This window comes from Enterococcus sp. AZ062 (genome assembly GCF_051715065.1).
In the GTDB taxonomy this organism is placed as follows: Bacteria; Bacillota; Bacilli; order Lactobacillales; family Enterococcaceae; genus Enterococcus_B; species Enterococcus_B mundtii.
The window spans coordinates 2,690,713-2,714,297 of record NZ_JBIOTB010000001.1 but is presented as its reverse complement, the minus strand read 5'-3'; the positions used below and the strand labels follow the sequence as shown (position 1 = coordinate 2,714,297).

The following is a 23,585-nucleotide window of genomic DNA, read 5'->3' as shown; positions in this document are numbered from 1 at the left end:
GAAAAAAATAAGAAATTTATGGTAAAACTAAAGAATACGTGTGAGAAAAACCAATTTTTGCCAAACGGATCAAGACTTCAAGCGGCAACAAGGAAAAGGATGAGAGAATATGCGAAAAGTAGCACCTATATTAAAGCCAATCGCTGTATTGACGATTTCGACGATTGTTGCTACCACAACAGGCATTGTTAATAGTTCTAGCTATCGTGCACCAAGTCGTTCCACAGAGACTACGACGACTTCTACCAATGAAGGAACAGGGCAAACGAATGACACGGTAGAAACAACACCAACGACTGTAGAACAAGACACAACCAATTCTACATACAACCAAAACTCAATACCAGAAAGTTCCGTGGATGAAGGGAATACAGGATATACGACCGATTCGACTAGTCAAAATCAAGGGGACGACAGCGGTTCAAGTACGACGCCAAGTGCCACTACACCAAGCAGTACGACGCCTAATACAACGCCAAGTACTTCTACGCCAAGTGAAGGCAATCTAAATGAAAATAATACACCTGCAGAGCAATCCGCTGAAACACAGATGTATAATCAACAGGCAGGTGATGAAGAATGACATTTATATTAGATATCATCAATGGGATACACAAGTTTTTAGGATATTTAGATATCAGTCCTAAATATTTGAACCGAGGCTATACTATATTAAGTGTGATTCCGACCGTTTACCTTTTACGGATTGTTTATGGATTATGGCAAAATCAAAACTATTTACAATTCTTTTTATACGGATTAGGCTTTTTAGTTCTTTTATATTTCACTGTTCTAAATGTGTTTTATTACTTTTTTGATAAAAATTCAAAAGCCGATGTGACCCAAGTGATCGTGAAATATCTACCTGATGAAGCATTCAATATTGAAGGAGAAACGGTTCGCGGGAACAACGGCAATATCGACAAAGTCAATACAGAAAAAGCCAATGTTCTATTCGATGAAGACTACCAATTGAAACTAGCAGAGAATATGCGCTATTTGATTGAAAAAGGGGAGATCAAGGTCAATGAACTTGGTCGAATGGACGGGTTCTTGATTGATCGAAATACACTTTATCCGTACTATTATGTGAAAAAAATCTCCGACAAAACTTATCAATTAAGTATCGGTCGTAATTATTCCAGCATGGAAAAAGTAGGGACGATCAAGGTCGACTCGCCAGAAGATCATATTGAACCCGTAGGCTTATTCCTTGCAGGCGGTGATTTTGTCAAAGATGGTCTTAGATACCATGAACCTTATCGTTTGAAGTTGATCATCAAGAAAAATCAACCAAAAGAACAAGAAGGTGAAGTGACATATAGTCGAAGCCAACGAAGAAAAAAATCAAAAGTGTAGGATAAATCTTCTCCATCGAGTATTTATTTCGCTCTAATATGAAAGATACATGAAGTTCAAAAAAACATTTCTAAAAAAAACGGATTATTCCCAACACGATCCGACACTTATTCTTTCTTTTAATCGATAAAAAATGTAAAATAAAGAATAGCTAATAAATAAATAAAAAATAACATAAAAATGTTTGGTTAATAGGAGGTATAAAGTGAAAAACTTTTTAAAAAATTGGGGAATCTTGATCGTTGTTTTAGCCGCTATCATTTTGGCAAGAGTCTATGTATTCACACCAGTCACAGTGAGTGGTCATTCCATGGACCCTTCGTTACATGATGGACAACGTTTGATCTCATCTAAAATCTCAGATTTTGATCGCTGGGATATCATTACAACAAAAGAACCTGGGGATGAAGAACGGATGATCGTCAAACGAATCATTGGGATGCCAGGGGATACTGTCAAAATGGAAGATGATCAACTATACATCAATGGGGAAAAGCAAGATGAACCCTACTTAGATGAGTATAAAAAAGAATTTTCAGAAGACAAACTACAAGAGGAATATTCTTATAATTCAGCCTTCCAATCGCAAGCTGAAAATGCTGAAACGTTCACCAGTGATTTTGAATTCACTGTTCCTGAGGGACAATACTTGGTACTGGGCGACAATCGTTTGATCTCAAAAGACAGCCGCATGTTTGGTTTAGTCGATGAAGACTTGATCCAAGGCAAAGTCGTTTTCCGTTACTGGCCGTTGAATAAGATCAATATCATTTAATCAATGCTACGTAAAGTGGTAATGATATAACTCTAAAAAGTAAAAACATACCCTAAAAAACCTCAACATTCGTTTGGAATGTTCGAGGTTTTTTTGTTATATAAACTACATCAACAGCTGATCAATTATAATTTTTTTATAAAATTACGTTATTTTCAAAGTTTGTTCATAAAGTAAGGCTAAAGTGAAAGGCACATAGATATAAATAACTATTAAAATATATAGGAGTGACAGCATGAAAAAATTTATCTCAATATTAGCTGTATCATCAGGACTGGTTTTGTTTTCTGCATGTTCAACAAATCCGTCAGATCAAGCTGCAGTGACGTATAAAGGTGGTACGATCTCAGAGCAGGAATTAGTGGACCACCTGAAAAAAATCAAGGGTGCGGAGACCGCTGTCCAAGATTTGATCATCTTCCAGATTTTTGAAGAAAATTACGGCGATAAAATTTCAGCTGAAGATGTAGATAAAGAATACAACGCTAGCAAAGAAGCACTCGGTGATTCTTTCGATTCGCAATTGAAATTAGCGGGCTATACGACTGAATCTTATAAAGAAGAAATAAAAAGAGGGTTAGCTTACAAAGCAGGTTTACGAGCGAATGTCGAATTGACGGATGAAGATCTTAAAACAGCGTGGGAAAACTTCCATCCAGAAGTAGAGGCACAATTGATCAAAGTAAGTAGCGAAGATGAAGCCAAGGAAATTAAAAAGTCACTTGATGAAGGGGGCGACTTTGCTAAAATCGCCAAAGAAAAATCAACCGATGAAGCGACAAAAGAAAAGGGTGGAGAAATCACCTTTGACTCGCAATCTACAAGTGTGCCAGCAGAAGTCAAACAAGCAGCGTTCAAGCTTAAAAATGAGGAAGTATCTGATGTTATCACAGCGACTAATTCCTCTACGAATGCAACCGAATATTATCTTGTGAAAATGGTCAAACAACAAGAAAAAGGCAATGATATGTCGAAATATAAAGATGAATTAGAAAAAATAGCAACAGAGACAAAAATAGCAGATCCAACATTCCAACAAGAAGCTGTGCGTAATGAATTGAAAAAAGCAAATGTAAAAATCAAAGATGAAGATTTCAAAAACGTACTAAGTGGCTTGATGACGGAACCATCCACAAGCGAAAGTTCGACCGATGCTTCAACTGAAGCTTCGACAAGTACTTCGACAGATAGTTCAAACTAATTGATCAGTGGAAGAACTAAACAAATACGAACTCAATTAAAATAAGCAAAAACCCGAGAATAATTTTTTTATTCTCGGGTTTTGCGTATTTATGAAAGGTTTTTTTATAGAAATAGAAAATGCTTATTCTTTGTTTGCTATGGCCAAAAACAAAGAAGCATCTTGTTTCATGAACAAGTTTTTTCCGTGATGGAATGTTTCAATTGAGAGTGGTTTAAATCCAGCAAGCTTCAATTGTTCTCTTAGCTCCTCGTGGTTAAAACCATTATGGACTTTTGGATGCTGGATCTTTTCGTTCTTATCGAAGTCAACGATATAAAGTTTTCCGCTTGGATGAAGCATTTGCGAAAGTTGTTTTAAAATGACTTTCGTTTCTGGAATATGCAACAAGACTAAAGATAGTAAGATGATGTCAGCTTTCTCTGCCGGCAAATCCCTTGTAGCATCCAATTCAAGTGTTCGTACATTTGCTTGTTTTGCTTCTTTGATTTTTTTATCAGCCATCGCCAGCATTCCTGCGGCTGAATCTATGATGATTACTTCGTTAAAACGTGAGGCAAAGGGTAACGTGACAAGACCAGTTCCCCCTCCGTAATCGATCAATTTCTGGTCATGAGTCTGTGCAGAAAATTCTTTTTCAACAGCTGAACGAATCGTTGCTGCTAATTGGATTCGCTCGGGGGTGTCATAATGGTTCGCCATTTGGTGGAATATTTCGGACATAAGTGCCCTCCTTCATTTTTCATTCGATTATACCAAAAGAAGTGCGGGTAGTTTATTGTTTTGTAACAAAAATAGCAGCATATTCACTAAGGAAATCTCGCTTCGAAAATTCTCACTGTAAAAATGATTGAAAATCAAGTATAATACCATAGGAACAAACTGGAAGGTGAATGAGGACATGGCACAACTATTTTTTAAGTACGGCGCAATGAACAGCGGCAAGACAATCGAGATCTTAAAAGTCGCACATAATTATGAAGAACAAAACAAACCGGTTGTTTTGATGACCAGCGGAATCGATACAAGAGATGGTGTTGGCGTAGTTTCAAGCAGAATCGGGCTGAAACGTGAAGCAATTCCCATTTTTGAAACGACCGATGTATTTGAAGTCATCCAGCAGATGGAACATCCACCATTCTGTGTATTGATCGATGAAGCGCAGTTCTTAACAAAAGAACATGTCTTAGCATTCACGAGAATCGTTGATGAACTCAATATTCCGGTGATGGCGTTCGGATTAAAAAATGATTTTAGAAATGAATTATTTGAAGGATCGAAATATTTATTGCTTTATGCAGACAAAATCGAAGAAATGAAAACGATCTGTTGGTTCTGCCATAAAAAAGCAATGATGAATTTACATTATATAGACGGAACACCGGTGTACGAAGGAGATCAAGTCCAAATTGGTGGCAATGAAGCCTATTATCCCGTATGTCGAAAACACTATTTTCATCCATTGATGATCACAGAAGGAGATTAAGCATGTACGATCAATTACAATCAATCGAAGACCGTTACGAAGAGCTTGGGGAACTACTGAGTGACCCAGAAGTGATTTCAGATACGAAACGTTTCATGCAGCTTTCAAAAGAAGAAGCAAGTACACGTGAAACGGTCGAAGTTTATCGTCGTTACAAGGAAGTTGTTCAAGGAATCAAAGATACAGAAGAATTACTCGGCGAAAAGTTAGACGACGAAATGGCAGAGATGGCTAAAGAAGAATTAGCTGATTTGAAAAAAGAAAAAGAAGAACTAGAAGAAAAAATCAAGATTTTATTGCTTCCCAAAGATCCAAACGATGACAAAAATATCATCATGGAAATTCGCGGAGCCGCTGGTGGTGACGAAGCTGCACTATTTGCAGGGGATCTTTTCTCAATGTATCAACGATATGCAGAGGGTCAAGGTTGGAAGACAGAAGTCTTGGAAGCAAGTGTGACAGGGATCGGTGGCTATAAAGAAGTCATCATGATGATCACAGGCGAAAATGTCTATTCGAAATTAAAATATGAAAGTGGCGCACATCGGGTACAACGTGTCCCTTCGACAGAATCTCAAGGACGTATCCATACATCAACAGCAACCGTCGTTGTCATGCCTGAAGCAGAAGAAGTAGAGATCGATTTGGCTGACAAGGATATCCGCGTCGATATTTACCACGCTTCTGGAGCCGGTGGACAGCATGTCAATAAGACAGCTTCTGCGGTACGTTTGACTCACTTACCAACTGGAATCGTGGTGGCGATGCAAGATGAACGTTCACAATTGAAAAACCGTGAGAAAGCGATGAAAGTCTTACGTGCGCGCGTCTACGACAAGATCCAACAAGAAGCACAAAGCGAATATGATGCGAACCGTAAATCTGCGGTAGGGACTGGGGATCGTTCAGAGCGTATCCGTACGTATAACTTCCCTCAAAATCGCGTAACTGACCACCGTATTGGCTTGACGATCCAAAAATTGGATCAGATTCTAGCAGGAAAACTAGATGAGATCGTCGACGCATTGATCGTGTACGACCAAACATCTAAGTTGGAAGAGATGCAAAATGGATAAAACCTATCGAGAAGTCCTCACACGGGCTTCTTCTTTTTTAGAAGAACAAGGAGTAGAAGGGTATAATATCCAGTTTGTCTTTCTTGAACGAAAGCAGTGGACGAAACTGGATTGGCTCATGCGAATGAATGAACCGATCACAGCCGAGGATCAAGCCATGATCGATGCAGATATGCAACGACTAGTACAACATTATCCGCCTCATTATTTATTAGGTTATGCTGAATTTTTCGATCACCGCTTGAAAGTCACGGAAGCAACCTTGATTCCTCGGCCAGAAACCGAAGAATTAGTCGCACTATGTTTGGCAGAAACAAGCGAAGAAACTTTAAATGTCGTGGATATTGGTACAGGAACAGGGGCAATCGCCATCAGCTTGAAAGCCGCTAGAAAAAATTGGCGGGTCTCAGCAATTGATTTATCTTTAGAAGCACTAGCTGTTGCTAGGGAAAATGCAGAATATGAACAAACGACGATCAACTTTTATCATGGCGATACGTTGGAACCTGTCATGGATCAAACCTTTGATGTCATTATTTCTAATCCACCATATATCAGTCGAGCAGAATGGTCGGTGATGGATCAGAGCGTACGGACCTACGAACCGAAAATGGCATTATTTGCTGAAGAAGATGGTTTAGCGATCTATCAGAAAATCGCAAAGGAAGCTTCACAACTATTAGCTAGCGATGGACAACTTTTTTTAGAGATTGGTTTCCAACAAGGAGCAACTGTCAAAGCAATCATGGAGCAAGCCTTTCCCACAAAAAAAGTACGGATCAAAAAAGATATGGCAGGCAATGATCGGATGATTTTTGTTACCAATTAGTTTGTGGATGAAAAAATTTTTTTCTGTTTTTTTATAATAAAAAAACACTGATTTGATAAGGATGAAAACGAATATTTTAGTTATCAACATACTTATCCACTATTGACAAACTAGTTATCAACAGATTGTGTATAACTCCCGAAAGAAATGGAATGAAACAAGGATTTTGAAAAAAGAGGATGTGGATAGACTGTGGAAACAATTAAATATGATGAAACACAACTGAATGAAGCTGCGAAGGAATTAGCAGTAGGGAATCTAGTGGCTTTTCCAACGGAAACTGTCTATGGATTAGGGGCTAATGCCCTTTTGCCAGAGGCTGTCAAACAGGTCTTTACAGTGAAAGGTCGACCACAAGACAACCCATTGATCGTCCATGTCGCCTCCTTCGAGCAAGTAAAAGAGTATGTGGACAACTTTCACCCACTAACAGAACAAATTGTGAAAAACTTTTGGCCAGGACCACTGACTTTGATTTTTCACATCAAAAAAGGTAGTTTACCAGGGATTGTCACTGGTGGTTTATCCACAGCTGCTTTTCGCATGCCAGATAACAAGAAAACGTTAGAATTAATCCAATTAGCAGGTGTACCACTTGTCGGGCCAAGTGCCAACACTTCAGGTAAACCGAGTCCAACAACAGCAGACCATGTCTTTCATGATCTAAAGGGGAAAATCACAGGAATCATTGACGATGGTGCGACGAGGATCGGTGTGGAATCAACGGTACTTGATCTGAGTGACCCATCTGCACCGCCGATGATCTTACGACCAGGAGCAATCACGAAAGAGCAACTAGAAGTTGTCATTGAAAGTCCAGTGGCGACAGACCGCCATTTGGTCAAAGAATCTGAAACACCGAAATCTCCGGGGATGAAATACAAACATTACTCACCTGATACTCGAGTACTGATGGTTGAAAAAACGGATTGGCCAGAGGCGATCATCTGGACAAAAGAACAAAAACTACGTACCGGTGTTTTAGCTGGACCAACAATTGCTGATCAAGTACGCAAGGATGTCGCCGCGGTGTATATGTATTACGATGATTCAGTAGAGGCAGCAACGAAAGGGTTGTTTGCGGGGTTACGCGGCTTAGATGATGATCGATTAGTTCTTGATTTGATTTTAGTACAAGTTGCACCCGAAGAAGGTCTGGGTATTGCGTATATGAATCGGTTGAAAAAAGCCGCAGGACAAAATTATTATAAAAAATGATCCAGAAGTGATTGCTGCAAAATCATTCTGTGATACAATCTAGGAAACAAACTAAAATAGCTATTTATGAAATAATGTTCGTATTCTTAGCTAGTAATGTTTGGTCAACATCAAAAAAAGACAAATAAACGGAACAATCATTTGAAATTTAAAGAAGTTGACACATAAATAAATAAGGAGTTGTTGTTTGTGGTAGACTACAAAACGTTTGACCCTGATTTATGGGCAGCAATCGCAAAAGAAGAGGAAAGACAAGAAAACAATCTGGAGCTGATCGCTTCTGAAAACTTTGTCTCTGAAGCTGTGATGGCGGCACAAGGAAGTATTTTAACGAATAAGTACGCAGAAGGGTATCCAGGACGTCGCTATTATGGTGGGTGTGAATTTGTGGATATCGTTGAAAATCTGGCGATCGATCGTGCCAAAGAATTATTTGGTGCCGATTTTGTCAATGTTCAACCACACTCTGGATCACAAGCCAATACAGCTGCATATCTTGCGTTAGTTGAACCGGGGGATACGATCTTAGGAATGGATCTTTCTGCTGGCGGACATTTGACACATGGCTCTCCAGTCAATTTTAGTGGAAAAACGTATCACTTCGTTGCTTATGGCGTAGATCCGACAACAGAAGTCATTGATTATAATGTCGTACGCATCTTAGCGAGAAAACATCAACCAAAACTGATCGTAGCAGGAGCAAGTGCCTATGGTCGAACGATCGATTTTGCAAAATTCAGAGAAATCGCGGATGAAGTTGGGGCAAAATTGATGGTCGATATGGCACACATTGCTGGTTTAGTTGCAGCGGGTGTTCATCCAAGCCCAATCCCTTATGCCGATATCACAACAACTACTACTCACAAAACATTACGAGGACCTCGTGGCGGGATGATCTTAACGAACAATGAAGAACTGGCGAAAAAAATCAATAGCGCAGTCTTCCCAGGCATCCAAGGTGGCCCCTTGGAGCATGTGATTGCCGGAAAAGCTGCTGCATTTAAAGAAGCATTGACTCCTGAGTTTAAGGAATATAGCGAACAAGTCATTGCCAATGCAAAAGCTATGGCAAAAGTATTCAATCAATCGATTGGTACCCGAGTGATTTCAGGTGCAACAGATAACCATTTGATTTTGATCGATGTACGTGACTTAGAATTGAACGGAAAAGAAGCAGAAGCGATTTTGGACAGTGTTCATATCACCGTCAATAAAAACTCGATTCCTTTTGAAACACTAAGCCCATTCAAAACAAGCGGTATCCGTATCGGGACACCAGCAATCACGACCCGTGGCTTCCGCGAAGAAGATGCGGCAAAAGTCGCTGAACTGATCGTCAAAGCCCTACAAGCAAAAGATGACGAAGCTCAATTAGAAGAAGTGCGTGCAGGCGTCCGTGAATTAACAGAAAAATTCCCTTTATATAAAAAATAAATCGTATCAAACAATAAAGATGTTAGAAATCAGAAAAGGAGAGTCGATCAAACATGCAGATGTTCGATTGGCTCACCTTTTTTCTGTCTTACTGCTCAGGTCAAAGCGCTTCTTTCACAACCTCTTTCAATCTGATTTTTTGACTTTTGTCTGGTTGCTCTCTAGTATATGAGGTGTAATTTTATTTGTTGCATTCAATTTAGGGAGGAATCCGTATGACTGATCGAATTTCATTAGAAAAAGAAGCAATTGAGTTTAGTGATGCTAATGCACCGCACCCGCGTATCTATGAATTACCTCCGGAAGAAGGGCGTGATCTTCTAGAAGAAGTTCAAAGTTCTTCTGTGGAAAAATTACCTGTGGATATCGAGGATTTGAAAATGGATACCAATGATTGGGGACAAATCAATGTGCGTTTTATCCGTCCTGAAGGAAATGTAGAAAAATTACCTGTCATTTTTTATATACATGGTGCTGGTTGGGTATTTGGTAGTGCTAAAACACATGACAAATTGATTCGGGAATTGGCTGTTCGTACAAATTCGATCGTGATTTTTCCTGAGTATAGTCGTTCACCAGAAGCAAAATATCCTACTGCCATCGAGCAAAACTACGCGATTTTGCAAAAACTTGCGGAGCTTTCTGAGTCTAAAGGCTTGGATCTTGAAAACTTGACAGTCGCTGGGGATTCCGTAGGTGGGAATATGGCAACGGTGATGACGATCCTTACAAAGCAACGTCAAGGATTACCAATCAAAAAACAATTACTATACTATCCTGTAACTGATGCAAATTTCGATACAGATTCTTATAACCAATTTGCAGAGAATTACTTCTTAACAAAAGAAGGGATGCAATGGTTCTGGGATCAGTATACGACAGATGAAAAGAAACGAGCAGAAATCACTGCTTCACCTCTACGTGCAAGTAAAGAAGAATTGACAGGTTTACCGCCTGCAATGATTTTGACTGGTGAAGCGGACGTGTTAAGAGATGAAGGAGAAGCCTATGCTAGAAAACTTCGTGAAGCTGGTGTGGAAGTTACGCAAGTACGTTTCCAAGGGATCATCCATGATTTTATCATGGTAAATGCGATGGACCAAACCAATGCGACACGAGCAGCAATGACTCTTTCCACAGAATGGCTAAAAAACTAGTTGTTTTTTGTCATCTTTATCCATTAATAAATTAGAAAAATAACAAAAAACGTCTGATTTTCAGGCGTTTTTGTTATTTTTTGCTGATTTTAAAAAGAACACCGCTTTGTTTTTTTATTTCTTTGATTTTCTTTAGGAAAATGACGGGTTAGACTAGTCAAGTCAGTGATTTTGTTTTACAATTAAAAAGAAACGAGAGAAAAAGGAGACAAAAAAATGGGCAAATTTCAAGTAATCGACCATCCATTGATCCAACACAAATTAACGATTATTCGCGACAAAAATTGTGGTACAAAAGTTTTCCGTGAGGTTGTTGATGAAATCGCTATGCTGATGGCATATGAAGTATCACGTGATATGCCACTTGAAGACATTGTCATCGAAACACCGATCACAGAAACAACACAAAAAACATTGTCTGGTAAAAAAGTAGCCATTATCCCAATCTTGCGCGCAGGTATTGGAATGGTTGACGGAATCTTAGAATTGATCCCAGCAGCTAAAGTCGGCCACATCGGATTATACAGAGATGAAGAAACATTGGCACCGCACGAGTATTTCGTTAAATTACCGGAAGATATCGACGCACGTCAATTATTCGTAGTTGATCCAATGTTAGCGACAGGTGGCTCAGCGATCATGGCGATCGATGCTCTGAAAGCACGTGGCGCTTCAAACATTAAATTTGTTTGCCTTGTTGCAGCTCCAGAAGGTGTTAAAGCCTTACAAGAAGCACATCCAGATATTGATATCTATACTGCTTCATTAGATGAAAAATTAAACGACAAAGGCTATATCGTTCCTGGTCTAGGCGATGCCGGCGACCGTTTATTTGGTACTAAATAGGAAAAATGAGCTATACAAAAAAATCTGGGGTCTTCCCAGATTTTTTTTATTTCATTCAGCCAAAATAAAAACCATCCACTTGATGGATGGTTGAAAAAACTAAATCTTACTCATATCTTTGTAATTGATAATGACGACGCCTTTACTTTGGGTCATCAAATCGGCATTCTCATTAGTTTCATCAATTGCAACAACAGCAGAGTTTTTCAATTGCTTGGAAATCGTTCCGGTTTGCGTTTTTCCGTGAATCATAAAGGTAACATGTGTATCAGTGGTAAATTTTTCTCCAAATTCTGACGGTTCGACCTTTGTTTCAAATTTTCCAAAAGTTGCCATTTTCATAAAACCTGCCTTTCATCTATAATTATAGCACATTTTTTGAAAAAAATCATGAAAGTAGAAAAATCTTCCACATTACCCCTTTACATTTCTTAACATAACGACTATAATTTCTCTTGGAAACGCCAGCTTAGCTCAGTTGGTAGAGCAACGCACTCGTAACGCGTAGGTCACAGGTTCGATCCCTGCAGCTGGCATACTAGATAAACGCCGTCATATCAAGGTTTATACCGAGATATTGACGGTGTTTTTTTAATAGTTTTCGTTTTCGTGGGCAGAAACGTGGGCAGAGATTTTAAAAAATGGAAAAATAAGTAACAAGTAGATATTGGACTAGGATAGAAAATAATCACTTACGCTCTTTATTTTTTTGAAATTAGGTTAGAATTATTAATAAACGACAATTTATTGACAGTAGTTTTTTTAGTGATAAAATTTAGATAATCATAAAGAAGAGTTGCTGTGCGGCTAACCAAAAGAGTCTGTCATTTATTTGATAGACTCTTTTGTGTTATAAGGAAGAGAAATCTTTGAAATTACTAAGGAAGTTAGAAAAGTAACTAGTATTTCTATTTCGAAATTTTTTTCACATACAAGAAAACGCTATCAAAAACATCCTGACACTGTTACACTTTAACTAAATGATTGATTGAAAGGAAGTGGACAGCAATGGATTTAGTGATTGCGAAGGGTTATGAAACGCTTAGTAAAGTAACGGCGGGGATCGTCTTGGAAAAAATGTTGAAGAAAAAACGAGTGAATTTGTCTTTGACGACAGGAAATTCGCCTAAGATGGCCTACGAGATTTTGGTGGAGACGCTTAGTAAACTACAGATGGATACATCGATGATCCATTATTATAATTTTGATGAAGTGGCATTAAAGGACAAACAGTATGGTCTGACTATGTCAGGACTGAAAGAAGCCCTTTATGATCCTATAGGGGTCGCTGCTGAGAATATCCATGAACTGACTATTGATAATTATCAAGATGTGGATAAACGAATTGCGCAAGCGGGTGGCTTGGATCTAGTCTTGATGGGGCTTGGGGAAGATGGTCATTTTTGTGGAAACATGCCTGGATATACGGATTTTAGTAAGGAGACTTATAGTATTCCAGTCATTCCAGGAGATCAGATGTATGAATCGTTAAAAGAACATCTGGGAGAAGAACCTGGTGATTACTTTGTGACATTTGGACCAAAGACGGTCATGGCAGCGAAACAGTTAGTATTGATCGTTAACGGGGAGCATAAAGCAGAGATCATCAAACAAGTGATCGAAGGACCAGTAACAGAGGAGATTCCTGCATCGATCTTGATGACTCATCCCAATATCACGGTGATTTTAGATGAAGCAGCTGCAAAATTATTAAAATAAATAGTCATATCAATGGATTGTTTCAAAGAACAACACAGAATCCACGAAAATCATATTACCGATTTTTGTGGATTTTTTTGTATGTCTGAATTTATCTGTAGACTCGTTTTTCATCGCGTTCTCCGGTAGAATAGATAAGAAAACAGACCATATTGTTCATTGGCGAAAAATTGCCAGAATAGGAGAAAGAGATGAATCAATTCTATAAGAGAATCCAATATAAATTTTCTGAATTAAATCAAGTGGAAAAAAATATCTTAGATTATTGTTTGCATCAATCAAGAAAAGTTTCCTCCATGACAGCCGAAGAATTAGCGAGTGAAACATTTACCAGCCAATCGACCATCACTCGAATGGCGAAAAAACTCGGCTTCAAAGGATTTCAAGAATTTAAGTTTGCCCTTAAAAGTTATCGGTCGTTAGAAGAAACGAGTGATCCCACTGATGTATCGGATGAATTCAAACCATTGATCAATGAAATCCTTCGTCAGTTTACGGAGACGTTAGAAAAAATCGAGCCGAAACAAATCGATCGCGCAGTCAATATGATTAAAGAAGCACAGCGTATTGAATTGTTTGCTGTAGGGCAAAGTATACCGGTCGCGGTTTCTCTCAATCGTAAATTACATTTTCTTGGAAAAAATGTGGGTCATTCGACCGATTGGGATGAGTTGCGGGCAGTGAGTAAACAGCTAAAAAAAGACGACCTCGCTATTTTTATCAGTCATAGTGGGGAAACATTAGGGATGCTCGATTATGCCAAACGATTAAAGGAACGAAATGTTCCTCTGCTGTCTTTTATTGGTCAACCGACAAGTTCTTTAGAAGAATTGTCGACGGTCGCATTTATTGCAGAAATGTTGACGATCTATCATCAGAATATTGATTTGAGTCCAAGAGTTTCAATGGATATCTTGTTAGATATTTTGATGATCCATTATGCGAAACAAGTCACTTCTCAGAATGGAGATTCTAATTTATGAATGCCCATTCTACATGGATAGGAAGTATTGCAACCGCCTTTGTTATCGCTTACATTTTAAGGGTAAGAAATAGAGTAAGGGGGAAAAGGAATGCAAAAAGGGAAGAAAGCAAGTTGGATGGAGATCTTCCAAGGGTTAGGCAAAACGTTCATGTTACCAGTCGCACTGTTAGCTTTCATGGGATTGTTCTTAGGAATCGGGAGTGCCTTCTCCGCTGAATCAGCAATTACAGCTTTTCCATTTTTAGGTGCTGCTTGGTTACAGGTGATGTTTCGCTTTATGTCGACGATCGGTGGTTTTGCTTTTAGCTATTTACCTGTGATGTTTGCCATGGCGATACCTTTAGGCTTAGCACGTAAAGAAAAAGGCGTGGCTGCTTTTTCAGGATTTGTTGGGTATGTAGTGATGCAATTATCGATCAATTTTTATTTGCAAGAAACGAATCAATTGGCAGCAAGTGAACAATTACGTGAAGCTGGTCAAGAAATGGTTTTTGGTATCCAAACATTATCCATGGGTGTTCTGGGAGGGATCATTGTCGGGCTGATCGTTTATCAGCTCCATACGCGATTTTATCAATTCCAATTACCAGATAGTTTTGCCTTCTTTTCAGGGACACGTTTTGTACCCATCATTACTTCAGTAACTTTAGCAATTATTGGCGTGTTGATTCCGATGGTTTGGCCACTTTTTGCCATGTTGATCACTGGGATCGGAAATTTGATCCAACGTTCTGGTGCATTTGGTCCATTCTTATTCGGTTCTGGAGAACGGCTCTTATTGCCATTTGGCTTGCATCATATTTTAGTATCGATGATCCGGTTTACAGAAGCTGGAGGAAGTCAGGTCATCAATGGGCAAGAAGTCTTTGGCGCACTAAATATTTTTTATAATGAATTGCAACAAGGCTTGGCGATTTCACCTAGCGCCACTGCTTTTCTTTCACAAGGGAAAATGCCAACATTCATGTTTGGTCTTCCCGCAGCGGCTTTAGCGATGTATCAAACCGCAAAACCAGAGAATCGGGCAAAAATCAAAGGATTATTGATTTCAGGTGTGATTGCGACTTTTGTAACAGGAATCACTGAACCGATCGAATTTCTCTTCTTATTTGTCAGTCCTCTTTTATGGGGGTTCCATGTGTTGATGACTGGTGCCGGATTTATGGTCATGAGTTTGTTGGGCGTAACGATCGGGAATACCGATGGCGGAATCCTAGATTTTATTATTTTCGGGGTCATGCAAGGCACTTATACTAAATGGTGGTTGGTTTTACTTGTGGGTGCCTGTTGGTTTGGTATCTATTACTTTACATTTAAAACAGTGATTTTACGCAAAAACTTAAAGACCCCAGGACGTGAAGAAATGACTACTGAGACAGAATATACAGACGAAGAAGTAACATATAAAGGAAAAGGCACAGTTGATGCACGAGGAATCTTGGCTGCTTTAGGCGGTGCTGAAAATATCACTTCTTTAGATAATTGTATCACGCGTCTAAGGTTAGTAGTGAATGACGGATCGATCGTTGATGATGACCGACTGAAAAAATTAGGTGCATTAGGCGTGGTCCATTTGGATGATACGAATGTTCAAGTCATTATAGGAACAAAAGTGACGACCGTTAGAAATCAACTGGATGACATCTTGTCGTTCTGAAATCGGGAGAGTGTAGAAGATGTCTTTCAATGAACAAATCGATCGTAAAGGGACATATTGTACGCAATGGGATTATATTGAAGACCGCTTTGGTAAAAGTGATCTCTTGCCATTTACGATTTCTGATACAGATTTTAAAGTACCAACAGGCGTCGAAGCTGCGCTCCAAGAAAGGTTAAGACATCCAATTTTTGGCTATACTCGTTGGAATCACACAGATTTCAAATCAGCAGTCACTCACTGGTACAAAGAACGTTTTGGACACCAGATCGACGAGGACTGGTTAGTTTACAGTCCTTCCGTCATCTATAGCATCAAGCAACTGATTTGTTTATTAAGTGAATCGGGAGAAGGTGTGATTATCCAAACGCCTGCTTATGATGCTTTTTATAAATTGATTGCTGGGAATGGACGCAAACTGGTAAGCAATGAATTGATTTATCAAGAAGGTACCTATCAATTGGATTTTGAGGCCTTGAAGCGACAGTTCGAGCAACCTGAGAATAAAATTTTGTTATTGTGTAGTCCTCATAATCCAACAGGTAGAGTGTGGACCAAAAAGGAATTAGTGAACATCATCGAGCTTGCCAAAAAAAACGAGGTGTTCATCATTTCGGATGAGATCCACATGGATATTCTAAGAAAAGGGCAACAGCATCGACCACTGACGGAATTGATCCAAAAAAATGTCGCAGTCGTCACATCAGGAAGTAAAACATTTAATTTTCCTGGATTGATTTTTTCTTACGGATTGATTCCAGATTCGTCCTTGCGCCAGCGGTTTTTACAACAGATGAAAGAAGCTGATGGCCTGGGTTCCACGAGTGTTTTTGGATTAGTTGCTACGATTTCGGCGTATGAAAAAGAAAGCAACTGGGTCACTGAACTCAATCAGTACATTGATGACAATATTGCTTTTGTCACTACGTACCTCAAACAACATCATCCAGAAATTATTGTGACAAAAAGCGAAGCCACCTACTTGATGTGGCTCGATTGTTCGCAAGTACCATTCAGTATGGAACAGCTTCAACAACGCATGATCGAACGAGGCAAGGTTGCAATCATGTCTGGCGAAGTGTATGGAGAAACCAGTCGCAATTTTTTACGTTTGAATGTGGGATGTCCACGGAAGAAATTGGAAGAAGGATTGCGGCGATTGACGGAGAGTTTGGGGTAGATAGGATATTAACAAATAAATGGAACTTAGTATAATAAACGAGATAAAAAGTTAAAGGTAAGCGGGTATCTGGCTTATGTTTAGAAGTTCACGCGAATAGCTTATATGCATAGGTTCAAGAAGTTGAAAAATATGGAGAAAGTGCGTTTCCTGAAAAAAGGAGCGCACTTTTTGGCATCCATGATGAAATAAAGAAACTAGAACAAGGAAGTCGTTACCTATCAGAGGAACTGGATTTATAAAAAAATTCAGGACTTCTTGAACCCAAACGAGAAGTCCTGTTTCTATTCTTAAAAGAACATAAATGAAGGGCTTGCCAAGCATTGGTCGTTTCAAGCAATAGAATTGGCTAGGAGAGATCATTTACATTCTTTTAATTAACCGTTTATTCGGTTTAGGTGGTGCAAGAGGACAAATGTCCCAGACACGTTTCTTCGTTGATATACATTTAATAAGTAGATATTTTTTTGTTTTATCTCGGCTTATTAGGTCAGTACTGATCATTTTGCTGAGTCCTTTTTTTGTTGGATAAAGAAAAAATAGGTCATTCAGATACGTAAAAATTAAATAATAAATCTTGAGGATAGTTCCCCCAGCGATCGCCGAAGATAGTCAAACCACCAGCATTTTCAGCAGTAGCAGGCGCAGCGATTTTAAAGGTGAAAAAGTCACTGTGATCTAAGTCGATTTCATTAAGGTTGTGATCTGTTAATTTCTCTCCATCGAGGGAAGTGTCATAGCGATTGATGCGTAAATGCTTAAGTAATCCATATTGACTAAATTCATCGATCCACCATTTCGGAGTCAAGGAACCTCTAACATCTGAAAAGTTCCCTGGAATGGTGTATTTACCAATGCAGTGGTTGTTTAAGTAAAATGAAAGATCACTTGGCCAATAGTTATTAGAGATTGGGAACTCAGAAGCGATTTCCATGCTGATTTCCAGTAACTCGATTTTTTCACCAGTTTTCAAAGGATTTGGAATTTTGTATTCTAGAAAACCGTTATTTAGCCAGATGATACTCGCATCAACACGATCTTGATCAAGAAAAGACTTAGGGTCGTCTAATGCGCCAATCAATCGATCTTTCGTCGCCATACCGCAGGAAGGCTTAGCTTCAAAATCGGTGAAGTGGCCTATTTTCACTGATCGGGAGGTTAAATTCATTTGTGGAAACACTTTTGCCGGGAAATTGATATTGATGAAATCAGTTTTTAGAGATAAGTATTTTTTCTTCCAGTCTTGCCCCGATCCTTTTTCTGTTTTGATCAACTGTGCTTGTTCAAGTTTTCGGATGTGCTTTGTCATCAAAGCATTGCTGATCGCTAATTTTTGTCCAATTTCACTGATGCTTTTCTTACTATCTCCTAATTCTCTTAAAATCGCTAAGCGAGTTTCATTTGCGAGTGCTTCGTAGATAGGCAAAGATGCTTTCGTTAAATCCAATTCCATAGCTATCACCTCGTTATACTAATTAGTTTAATGAAAAGATGGATTAATTATATCACATGCTTTTGGATTTACAAAATTGTAAAATGATGAAATTTACCGTAGTAAGCTTGTTAAAATAATATTGACAGCGCTTTATTTTTATAGTAACTTTACGGTGTAAACATTGATAGACGATGGTCTAACAATTATGTTTATTGATAATCAGGTATCATTTTACTTTTTAGTTAAATAAAGGAGTGTGGAAATTGAAAGTAAGAAAATTAATTGTTTTAGTTGGAACAAGCTTATTATGTACTGTGTTGTTAGCTGCTTGTGGTGGAAGTAGTAGTTCAAGTAATGATTCGGAAATTTTGCTTTGGTCTTCGACGACGGGACCGGACGGTGAAAAAATCCAAAAAACGGTTGATCAATACAATAAAACAAATCCAGACTTTAAAGTAAAGTTAGTAAGTATGCAAGGTGACACCTTTACTTCGAAGTTGACGACTGCTGGAAAATCTGGCAAAGGCGTCCCAGATTTAGCTTTGATCGCATCGGAAGCTTTACCCACGTATAAGAACCAAGAGATGCTTGAGACTTGGGATGACATGATCGAAGGAACTGAATTGACACGTGGAAATTATGTAGAAGCTGCTTGGGACACTGGTGTGGTGGAGGATAGTCAATACGGGATTCCAGCAACGATGGGTTCGTGGGTGATGTATTACAACCAAGATTTGGTGGATAAATATGTTCCTGGAGCATTAGATGATGGCGTAGTGACATATGAAGAAATCAGACAGGCTGGGGAAAAAGCAAAAGCAGATGGTATTTATAGTTTTGGCTATACATGGGGTATGCAGAATTATTCTAATCTTTACCAGCAAATGGGTGGAGAATGGCAAGATGCACAAGGAAACATCACTATCGATAATGATATTTCTTACAATGCCGTCCAAGAGTTTAAAACGCTATATGATGCGGGCTATATGGTCCCGGATGGCGAAGATGCAAACAAACTTTTTGCAAACCAACAGCTGATTTTTCTTCCAGAAGGAACATGGATGCTAAGCAATATGGAAGGAATAAGTGACTTCACTTGGGGTCAGACATTTACGCCGCAATGGGATGCTGGACATATTGTTCAAGGTTCAGGCGTCGATCAGTTTGCGATGCTTAAAACGAGCGAAGAACGTTCGGATGAAAAGAAAAGTGGTATGATCGACTTTCTCACTTGGTTACAAGCAAACCAACTAGAGTGGGTCAAATCAGGTGCAAATCCAACTTCCTTAGCAATGCTAGACAATGAAGAATATGTGGAGATGCCACAATCATTCTTGTTGAAAACAGAAAAAGGGCAAGCGGCAATTTCTGTCAATACGCTTGATGGCTTGTCTTATATCTTTAGTGAATATGATAATCGTTCATGGGATATGATCACAGGAAAAGCAGATATCCAAACAACTTTTGGTGAGATCCAAAAAGTCGTAGAAGAAAAGATGAAATAATATTCTCACTTGGAGACTGTGGCAGAAGGAAGGATGACCGTAAAAAGAATTCAGTCGGTTTTTTTATGGGCTAGGAATTCTGATGGGTAGGCTAAATTGCTGTCACAGTCGTTTCTTGTTGAAGGGTTGACTAGAAATACAGAGAAGGATGTGTATTGATGAAAAAAAGATTAAATGCCTGGCCAGTCGTTTTTATTGGTCCGCATATGCTCCTTTTTCTTTTATTCTTTTTAGTTCCTGCAGTCATTGGGATTTATGTTTCTTTTACTGAATGGGATTTGTTCAGTACGCCGATTTTTATCGGATTTGATAATTTTAAAACGATTTTATTTGATCAAGACTCGTTATATCATACGCAATTTTTTAATGGAATGAAAAATACCCTGTTTTTTGCGGCAATCTCAGTCCCACTATGTATCGCGATTCCTTTATTGTTAGCAGTTGCGTTGTCTACTAAACCAAAATTGATGCGTTTTTTTCAATCGATTCTTTATTTGCCCACATTATTTGCAATCTCTGCGGTCATGATCATTTGGGGATTTCTTTTGAGTAAATCATTTGGACCAATCAAAGAAGTATTCGGCATCGACATCAATTTTGTAGGCACTCAACCATGGGCTTGGATTGCTATTTTGATCGTGACGATTTGGTGGACATTAGGTGGGAATCTGATTATTTATGTGGCTGCATTAAATGGGGTCTCAAAAGAACAGTTAGAAGCAGCGGAATTAGATGGTGCGAATAGTGTTACTAAATTTTTCCGTATTTCTTTGCCTAGTATTCGCAACCAACTCATCTTTACGACGGTCATGACAACCATCGCTCAATTTAATATCTATGGTCAGCCACTAATGTTGACGGGAGGCGGACCCAATAATTCCACTCGCGTGTTGATGATGTATATCCAAGAAAATGCCTTTGGTAGTAGCACCTCGGTTGCGGGCATTTCTTCAGCGATGGCCATTCTACTAGGTTTTGTGATCATGGCAGTTTCGATTGTGCAATTTCTGGTCATCAAAAAAATGGAAAGATAGGAGGGAAGAGGATGCGAGAAAACAAACTAGGGAAAAGGATTGCCTTTGTTTTACTAGCGATCGTGTGCGTCATTTGGATCTTTCCTTTGATATGGGCAATTTTCACCTCATTTAAATCAGAGACAGAGATTCAAAAGGTTGGGTTCAGTTTGATTCCACAAGATTGGACACTTGCTAACTTTTTGAGCTTGTTACACGGCAATGATTCTTCCCCTGTGTTCCGCTGGTTTGTGAATTCCATGATTATTTCAACTTCACATACCCTATTAGTTATGGTGATCGTCTCGTTTGCGGCCTATGGCTATACACGACTCACTTTTAAGGGAAGAGATGTTATTTTTGCTTTATTGTTAGGAACTATGATGTTTCCCGGGGTGGTCAATTTGATCCCGAACTTCAAAATCGTTGATACTCTAGGATGGACAAATACATTTCTAGCAGTCATCGTACCTGGAGCAGCGGGTGTTTATAACATTTTCCTCGTTCGACAGTTCATTTTAGGAATTCCCAAAGAATTGGATGAATCGGCTGTGATCGATGGGGCAAACGAGTTTCAAATTTTTTATTATATCATCTTACCGCTGATCAAACCTGTATTGACTGTGGTTGCGTTGTTTAGTTTTACTGGCTCATGGAATGACTTCTTGTGGCCATCGATCGTGATCAACGATATTGATAAATTACCGATCACACCAGGGTTGCAATTGCTGCAAGGACAATATATGACCTATCCGGGAATTGGAACTGCTGGCGCAATCTTGGCTTTGATTCCTACCTTTTTATTGTATTTGGTAGCGCAAAAGAGCTTTATGGCGTCGATGTCGTTGCAAAGCGGTATAAAATAATTTGTTTTTTTGGAGGAAATATGATTAGAGAAGAATACCCGAGACCGCAATTTGAGAGAGAGAATTGGTTAAGCCTAAATGGTGAATGGCAATTTACCTTTGATGACCAAAATCTTGGCTTGAAAGAAAAGTGGTACACAAATGAAGCAAATTATGCTTACAAGATCAATGTTCCTTTTGTCTATCAAAGTGCATTAAGTGGCATTGATCAGCGAGAAGTTCATGATATTGTCTGGTATTATCGGACCTTCAATGTACAGGTTCCTGAAGAAAGCCGTATCCTTTTGCATTTTGGTGCAGTGGACTATGAGGCAGATGTATTTGTCAATGGACATCATGTGAAAAATCATTGCGGAGGGCACACCTCTTTTGATATCGACATTACGGATGCTCTTGTGGCGGGAGAAGAACAGGTACTAAGTGTGCGAGCATTCGATCCGCATTTTGATGAAAGCATTCCACGAGGTAAACAATTTTGGGAAGAAGAATCAGCAGGGATCTGGTACACAAACTCAACGGGGATCTGGCAGCCGGTCTGGCTAGAAGTAGTTGCTGCGACCCACTTGCAACATGTGAAATTTACTAGTGATTTTGATGCTGGTGCCGTGATGATCGATGTTGAATTGAACCAGTTAAAGCCACAATTAGTGTTAGAGTATCAAATCTATTTTAAAGGTGCTTTAGTCATCAGTGGGGCTGCAGAGTTTGTGACTTCTAAGTTAAGTTTTGCAGTCGATATTTTTCAACAACAAATTTTTCGGACCAATTTTCATCATGAGGGCTGGTCTTGGACGCCCGAAAATCCGCAATTATTCGATGTGGAATTGACTCTTACAGAAGCGGGAAATGCGATCGATCAATTAAAAAGTTATTTTGGTATGCGTAAAATACAGACAGAAAATGGCATGATCTACTTAAATAACAAACCTTACTATCAGAAGTTGGTTCTCGATCAAGGCTATTGGCCTAATGGCTTGTTGACTGCCCCTACGGATGAGGCATTTAAACAAGATATCTTATTGGCAAAAGAAATGGGTTTTAACGGTTGTCGTAAACACCAAAAAACAGAAGACCCGCGCTTTTTATACTGGGCAGATAAATTGGGATTTCTGGTTTGGGGCGAGTGTGCAGCACCGGCGATCTATACCGACCTTTCTGTGACGCGCTTGATGCAGGAGTGGGCAGAGATCATTACTCGTGACTATAGCCATCCTTCGATCGTCACTTGGGTACCGATCAACGAGAGCTGGGGCGTACCAAAAATCTCTTTTGATCGCCAACAACAGCATTTTTCTCAAGCAATGTATCACTTCATCCATTCACTAGACCAGCAACGATTGGTTATTTCAAATGATGGTTGGGCGATGACGGAGACAGATATTTGTGCGATCCATAATTATGCTCATGGCCAAGAATCCGAACGGCAAAAATATCTGTACTTTAAAGACAGTCTCAGCACGAGAGAAAAATTGGTGAATCGAGTATCAACACCATGGCCGATTTTCGCTGGAGGATTTTCTTATCAGGATCAGCCTATTTTATTAACCGAGTTTGGCGGTATTGGCTTTGATGTTTCTGGGCAACCAGGTTGGGGTTATACCTCAGTGGAGAATAAACAAGATTTCTTGAAGGATTATCAGCGGATAATGACGGCTGTTTATGATTCTGTTGGGCTTTGGGGTTATTGCTATACCCAATTGACAGATGTCGAGCAAGAAATCAATGGGTTACTGACTTATGACCGACAACCGAAAGTTGATTTAGCAGCTATCAAAGAAATCAATGATCAGTTCCATCCAACGCAGGTGGAATAATCCGATTGTTGTGGAAAGGGGCGATGCCCT

Annotated in this window: 22 protein-coding genes, 1 tRNA gene and 1 pseudogene; 21 read left to right on the top strand and 3 right to left on the bottom strand. The window is 39.2% G+C overall.

What is annotated here, in order from left to right; translation table 11 throughout:
• Nucleotides 1–109 precede the first annotated feature (109 nt).
• The 4 genes from IGJ00_RS12705 (at nucleotide 110) to IGJ00_RS12690 (ending at nucleotide 3,335) form a co-directional block, all read left to right on the top strand.
• Nucleotides 110–583 (top strand): hypothetical protein, encoded by a 474-nt coding sequence (locus IGJ00_RS12705; RefSeq protein WP_438844502.1) that lies wholly within the window; start codon nucleotides 110–112, stop codon nucleotides 581–583.
• Nucleotides 580–1,359 (top strand): DUF6681 family protein, encoded by a 780-nt coding sequence (locus tag IGJ00_RS12700; protein ID WP_086335124.1) that lies wholly within the window; start codon nucleotides 580–582, stop codon nucleotides 1,357–1,359. The genes IGJ00_RS12705 and IGJ00_RS12700 overlap by 4 nt, the downstream gene beginning before the upstream one ends.
• Nucleotides 1,360–1,564: 205 nt before the next feature.
• The gene (gene lepB / locus IGJ00_RS12695; RefSeq protein WP_010736630.1) at nucleotides 1,565–2,134 is read left to right on the top strand and encodes a signal peptidase I; all 570 of its coding nucleotides are present in this window, start codon (nucleotides 1,565–1,567) and stop codon (nucleotides 2,132–2,134) included.
• Nucleotides 2,135–2,369: 235 nt separating this feature from the next.
• Entirely contained in the window at nucleotides 2,370–3,335 is a 966-nt protein-coding gene (locus tag IGJ00_RS12690) for a peptidylprolyl isomerase (protein ID WP_071866886.1), read from the top strand.
• A gap of 123 nt (nucleotides 3,336–3,458) precedes the next feature.
• Here the strand turns inward: IGJ00_RS12690 and IGJ00_RS12685 are convergent, their stop codons facing one another.
• Nucleotides 3,459–4,058, bottom strand: a complete 600-nt coding sequence (locus tag IGJ00_RS12685) for a class I SAM-dependent methyltransferase (RefSeq protein ID WP_115358221.1) — start codon at nucleotides 4,056–4,058, stop codon at nucleotides 3,459–3,461.
• Nucleotides 4,059–4,236: 178 nt separating this feature from the next.
• Between IGJ00_RS12685 and IGJ00_RS12680 the strand changes: the two genes are divergently transcribed.
• The 7 genes from IGJ00_RS12680 (at nucleotide 4,237) to upp (ending at nucleotide 11,381) form a co-directional block, all read left to right on the top strand.
• Nucleotides 4,237–4,821 (top strand): thymidine kinase, encoded by a 585-nt coding sequence (locus IGJ00_RS12680; RefSeq protein WP_010736627.1) that lies wholly within the window; start codon nucleotides 4,237–4,239, stop codon nucleotides 4,819–4,821.
• Nucleotides 4,822–4,823: 2 nt separating this feature from the next.
• A complete protein-coding gene (gene prfA, locus IGJ00_RS12675; RefSeq protein ID WP_074799416.1) occupies nucleotides 4,824–5,897 on the top strand; it encodes a peptide chain release factor 1 in 1,074 nt (357 codons plus the stop codon).
• Nucleotides 5,890–6,726: a peptide chain release factor N(5)-glutamine methyltransferase gene (prmC, locus tag IGJ00_RS12670; RefSeq protein ID WP_438844501.1), complete on the top strand. Its 837-nt coding sequence runs from the start codon at nucleotides 5,890–5,892 to the stop codon at nucleotides 6,724–6,726. Before prfA ends, prmC begins: the two co-directional genes overlap by 8 nt.
• A gap of 192 nt (nucleotides 6,727–6,918) precedes the next feature.
• Nucleotides 6,919–7,944 (top strand): L-threonylcarbamoyladenylate synthase, encoded by a 1,026-nt coding sequence (locus IGJ00_RS12665; protein ID WP_272018012.1) that lies wholly within the window; start codon nucleotides 6,919–6,921, stop codon nucleotides 7,942–7,944.
• A 189-nt stretch (nucleotides 7,945–8,133) separates the two neighbouring features.
• Nucleotides 8,134–9,378 (top strand): serine hydroxymethyltransferase, encoded by a 1,245-nt coding sequence (glyA, locus tag IGJ00_RS12660; RefSeq protein ID WP_074799419.1) that lies wholly within the window; start codon nucleotides 8,134–8,136, stop codon nucleotides 9,376–9,378.
• A gap of 215 nt (nucleotides 9,379–9,593) precedes the next feature.
• Nucleotides 9,594–10,535 (top strand): alpha/beta hydrolase, encoded by a 942-nt coding sequence (locus tag IGJ00_RS12655; protein WP_074799420.1) that lies wholly within the window; start codon nucleotides 9,594–9,596, stop codon nucleotides 10,533–10,535.
• A gap of 216 nt (nucleotides 10,536–10,751) precedes the next feature.
• Nucleotides 10,752–11,381: a uracil phosphoribosyltransferase gene (gene upp, locus IGJ00_RS12650; RefSeq protein ID WP_010736621.1), complete on the top strand. Its 630-nt coding sequence runs from the start codon at nucleotides 10,752–10,754 to the stop codon at nucleotides 11,379–11,381.
• 99 nt (nucleotides 11,382–11,480) lie between these two features.
• Here the strand turns inward: upp and IGJ00_RS12645 are convergent, their stop codons facing one another.
• Nucleotides 11,481–11,723, bottom strand: a complete 243-nt coding sequence (locus IGJ00_RS12645; protein ID WP_019723878.1) for a hypothetical protein — start codon at nucleotides 11,721–11,723, stop codon at nucleotides 11,481–11,483.
• Nucleotides 11,724–11,844: 121 nt separating this feature from the next.
• Here IGJ00_RS12645 and IGJ00_RS12640 point away from each other — a divergent pair.
• From IGJ00_RS12640 to IGJ00_RS12615, 6 genes and pseudogenes are all read left to right on the top strand, one after another.
• A tRNA-Thr gene (locus tag IGJ00_RS12640) sits at nucleotides 11,845–11,917 on the top strand.
• Between the two features lie 472 nt (nucleotides 11,918–12,389).
• Nucleotides 12,390–13,100 (top strand): glucosamine-6-phosphate deaminase, encoded by a 711-nt coding sequence (locus IGJ00_RS12635; RefSeq protein WP_438844500.1) that lies wholly within the window; start codon nucleotides 12,390–12,392, stop codon nucleotides 13,098–13,100.
• 191 nt (nucleotides 13,101–13,291) lie between these two features.
• Nucleotides 13,292–14,083 (top strand): MurR/RpiR family transcriptional regulator, encoded by a 792-nt coding sequence (locus IGJ00_RS12630; RefSeq protein WP_195273287.1) that lies wholly within the window; start codon nucleotides 13,292–13,294, stop codon nucleotides 14,081–14,083.
• Nucleotides 14,084–14,173: 90 nt separating this feature from the next.
• Nucleotides 14,174–15,742, top strand: a complete 1,569-nt coding sequence (malX, locus tag IGJ00_RS12625) for a maltose/glucose-specific PTS transporter subunit IIBC (protein WP_438844499.1) — start codon at nucleotides 14,174–14,176, stop codon at nucleotides 15,740–15,742.
• Between the two features lie 19 nt (nucleotides 15,743–15,761).
• Nucleotides 15,762–16,922 carry a MalY/PatB family protein gene (locus IGJ00_RS12620; protein WP_438844498.1) on the top strand — a complete coding sequence of 387 codons (1,161 nt, stop codon included), beginning with the start codon at nucleotides 15,762–15,764 and terminating at the stop codon, nucleotides 16,920–16,922.
• Between the two features lie 80 nt (nucleotides 16,923–17,002).
• Nucleotides 17,003–17,224 (top strand): annotated as a pseudogene (locus tag IGJ00_RS12615) (IS3-like element IS1076 family transposase); the annotation flags it as partial.
• 242 nt (nucleotides 17,225–17,466) lie between these two features.
• Here the strand turns inward: IGJ00_RS12615 and IGJ00_RS12610 are convergent.
• On the bottom strand, nucleotides 17,467–18,375 hold the full coding sequence (locus tag IGJ00_RS12610; RefSeq protein ID WP_438844497.1) for an ArsR/SmtB family transcription factor: 909 nt from the start codon (nucleotides 18,373–18,375) through the stop codon (nucleotides 17,467–17,469).
• A gap of 245 nt (nucleotides 18,376–18,620) precedes the next feature.
• On the opposite strand from IGJ00_RS12610, the gene IGJ00_RS12605 reads away from it, so the two are divergent.
• From IGJ00_RS12605 to IGJ00_RS12590, 4 genes are all read left to right on the top strand, one after another.
• Complete coding sequence (locus IGJ00_RS12605; RefSeq protein WP_438844496.1) at nucleotides 18,621–19,862, top strand: ABC transporter substrate-binding protein; 1,242 nt, start codon at nucleotides 18,621–18,623, stop codon at nucleotides 19,860–19,862.
• Nucleotides 19,863–20,020: 158 nt separating this feature from the next.
• Nucleotides 20,021–20,896 (top strand): carbohydrate ABC transporter permease, encoded by an 876-nt coding sequence (locus IGJ00_RS12600; protein WP_065097048.1) that lies wholly within the window; start codon nucleotides 20,021–20,023, stop codon nucleotides 20,894–20,896.
• A gap of 11 nt (nucleotides 20,897–20,907) precedes the next feature.
• The gene (locus tag IGJ00_RS12595; protein ID WP_438844495.1) at nucleotides 20,908–21,741 is read left to right on the top strand and encodes a carbohydrate ABC transporter permease; all 834 of its coding nucleotides are present in this window, start codon (nucleotides 20,908–20,910) and stop codon (nucleotides 21,739–21,741) included.
• Nucleotides 21,742–21,761: 20 nt separating this feature from the next.
• The gene (locus IGJ00_RS12590) at nucleotides 21,762–23,555 is read left to right on the top strand and encodes a glycoside hydrolase family 2 protein (protein ID WP_438844494.1); all 1,794 of its coding nucleotides are present in this window, start codon (nucleotides 21,762–21,764) and stop codon (nucleotides 23,553–23,555) included.
• The last annotated feature ends 30 nt before the right edge of the window (nucleotides 23,556–23,585 follow it).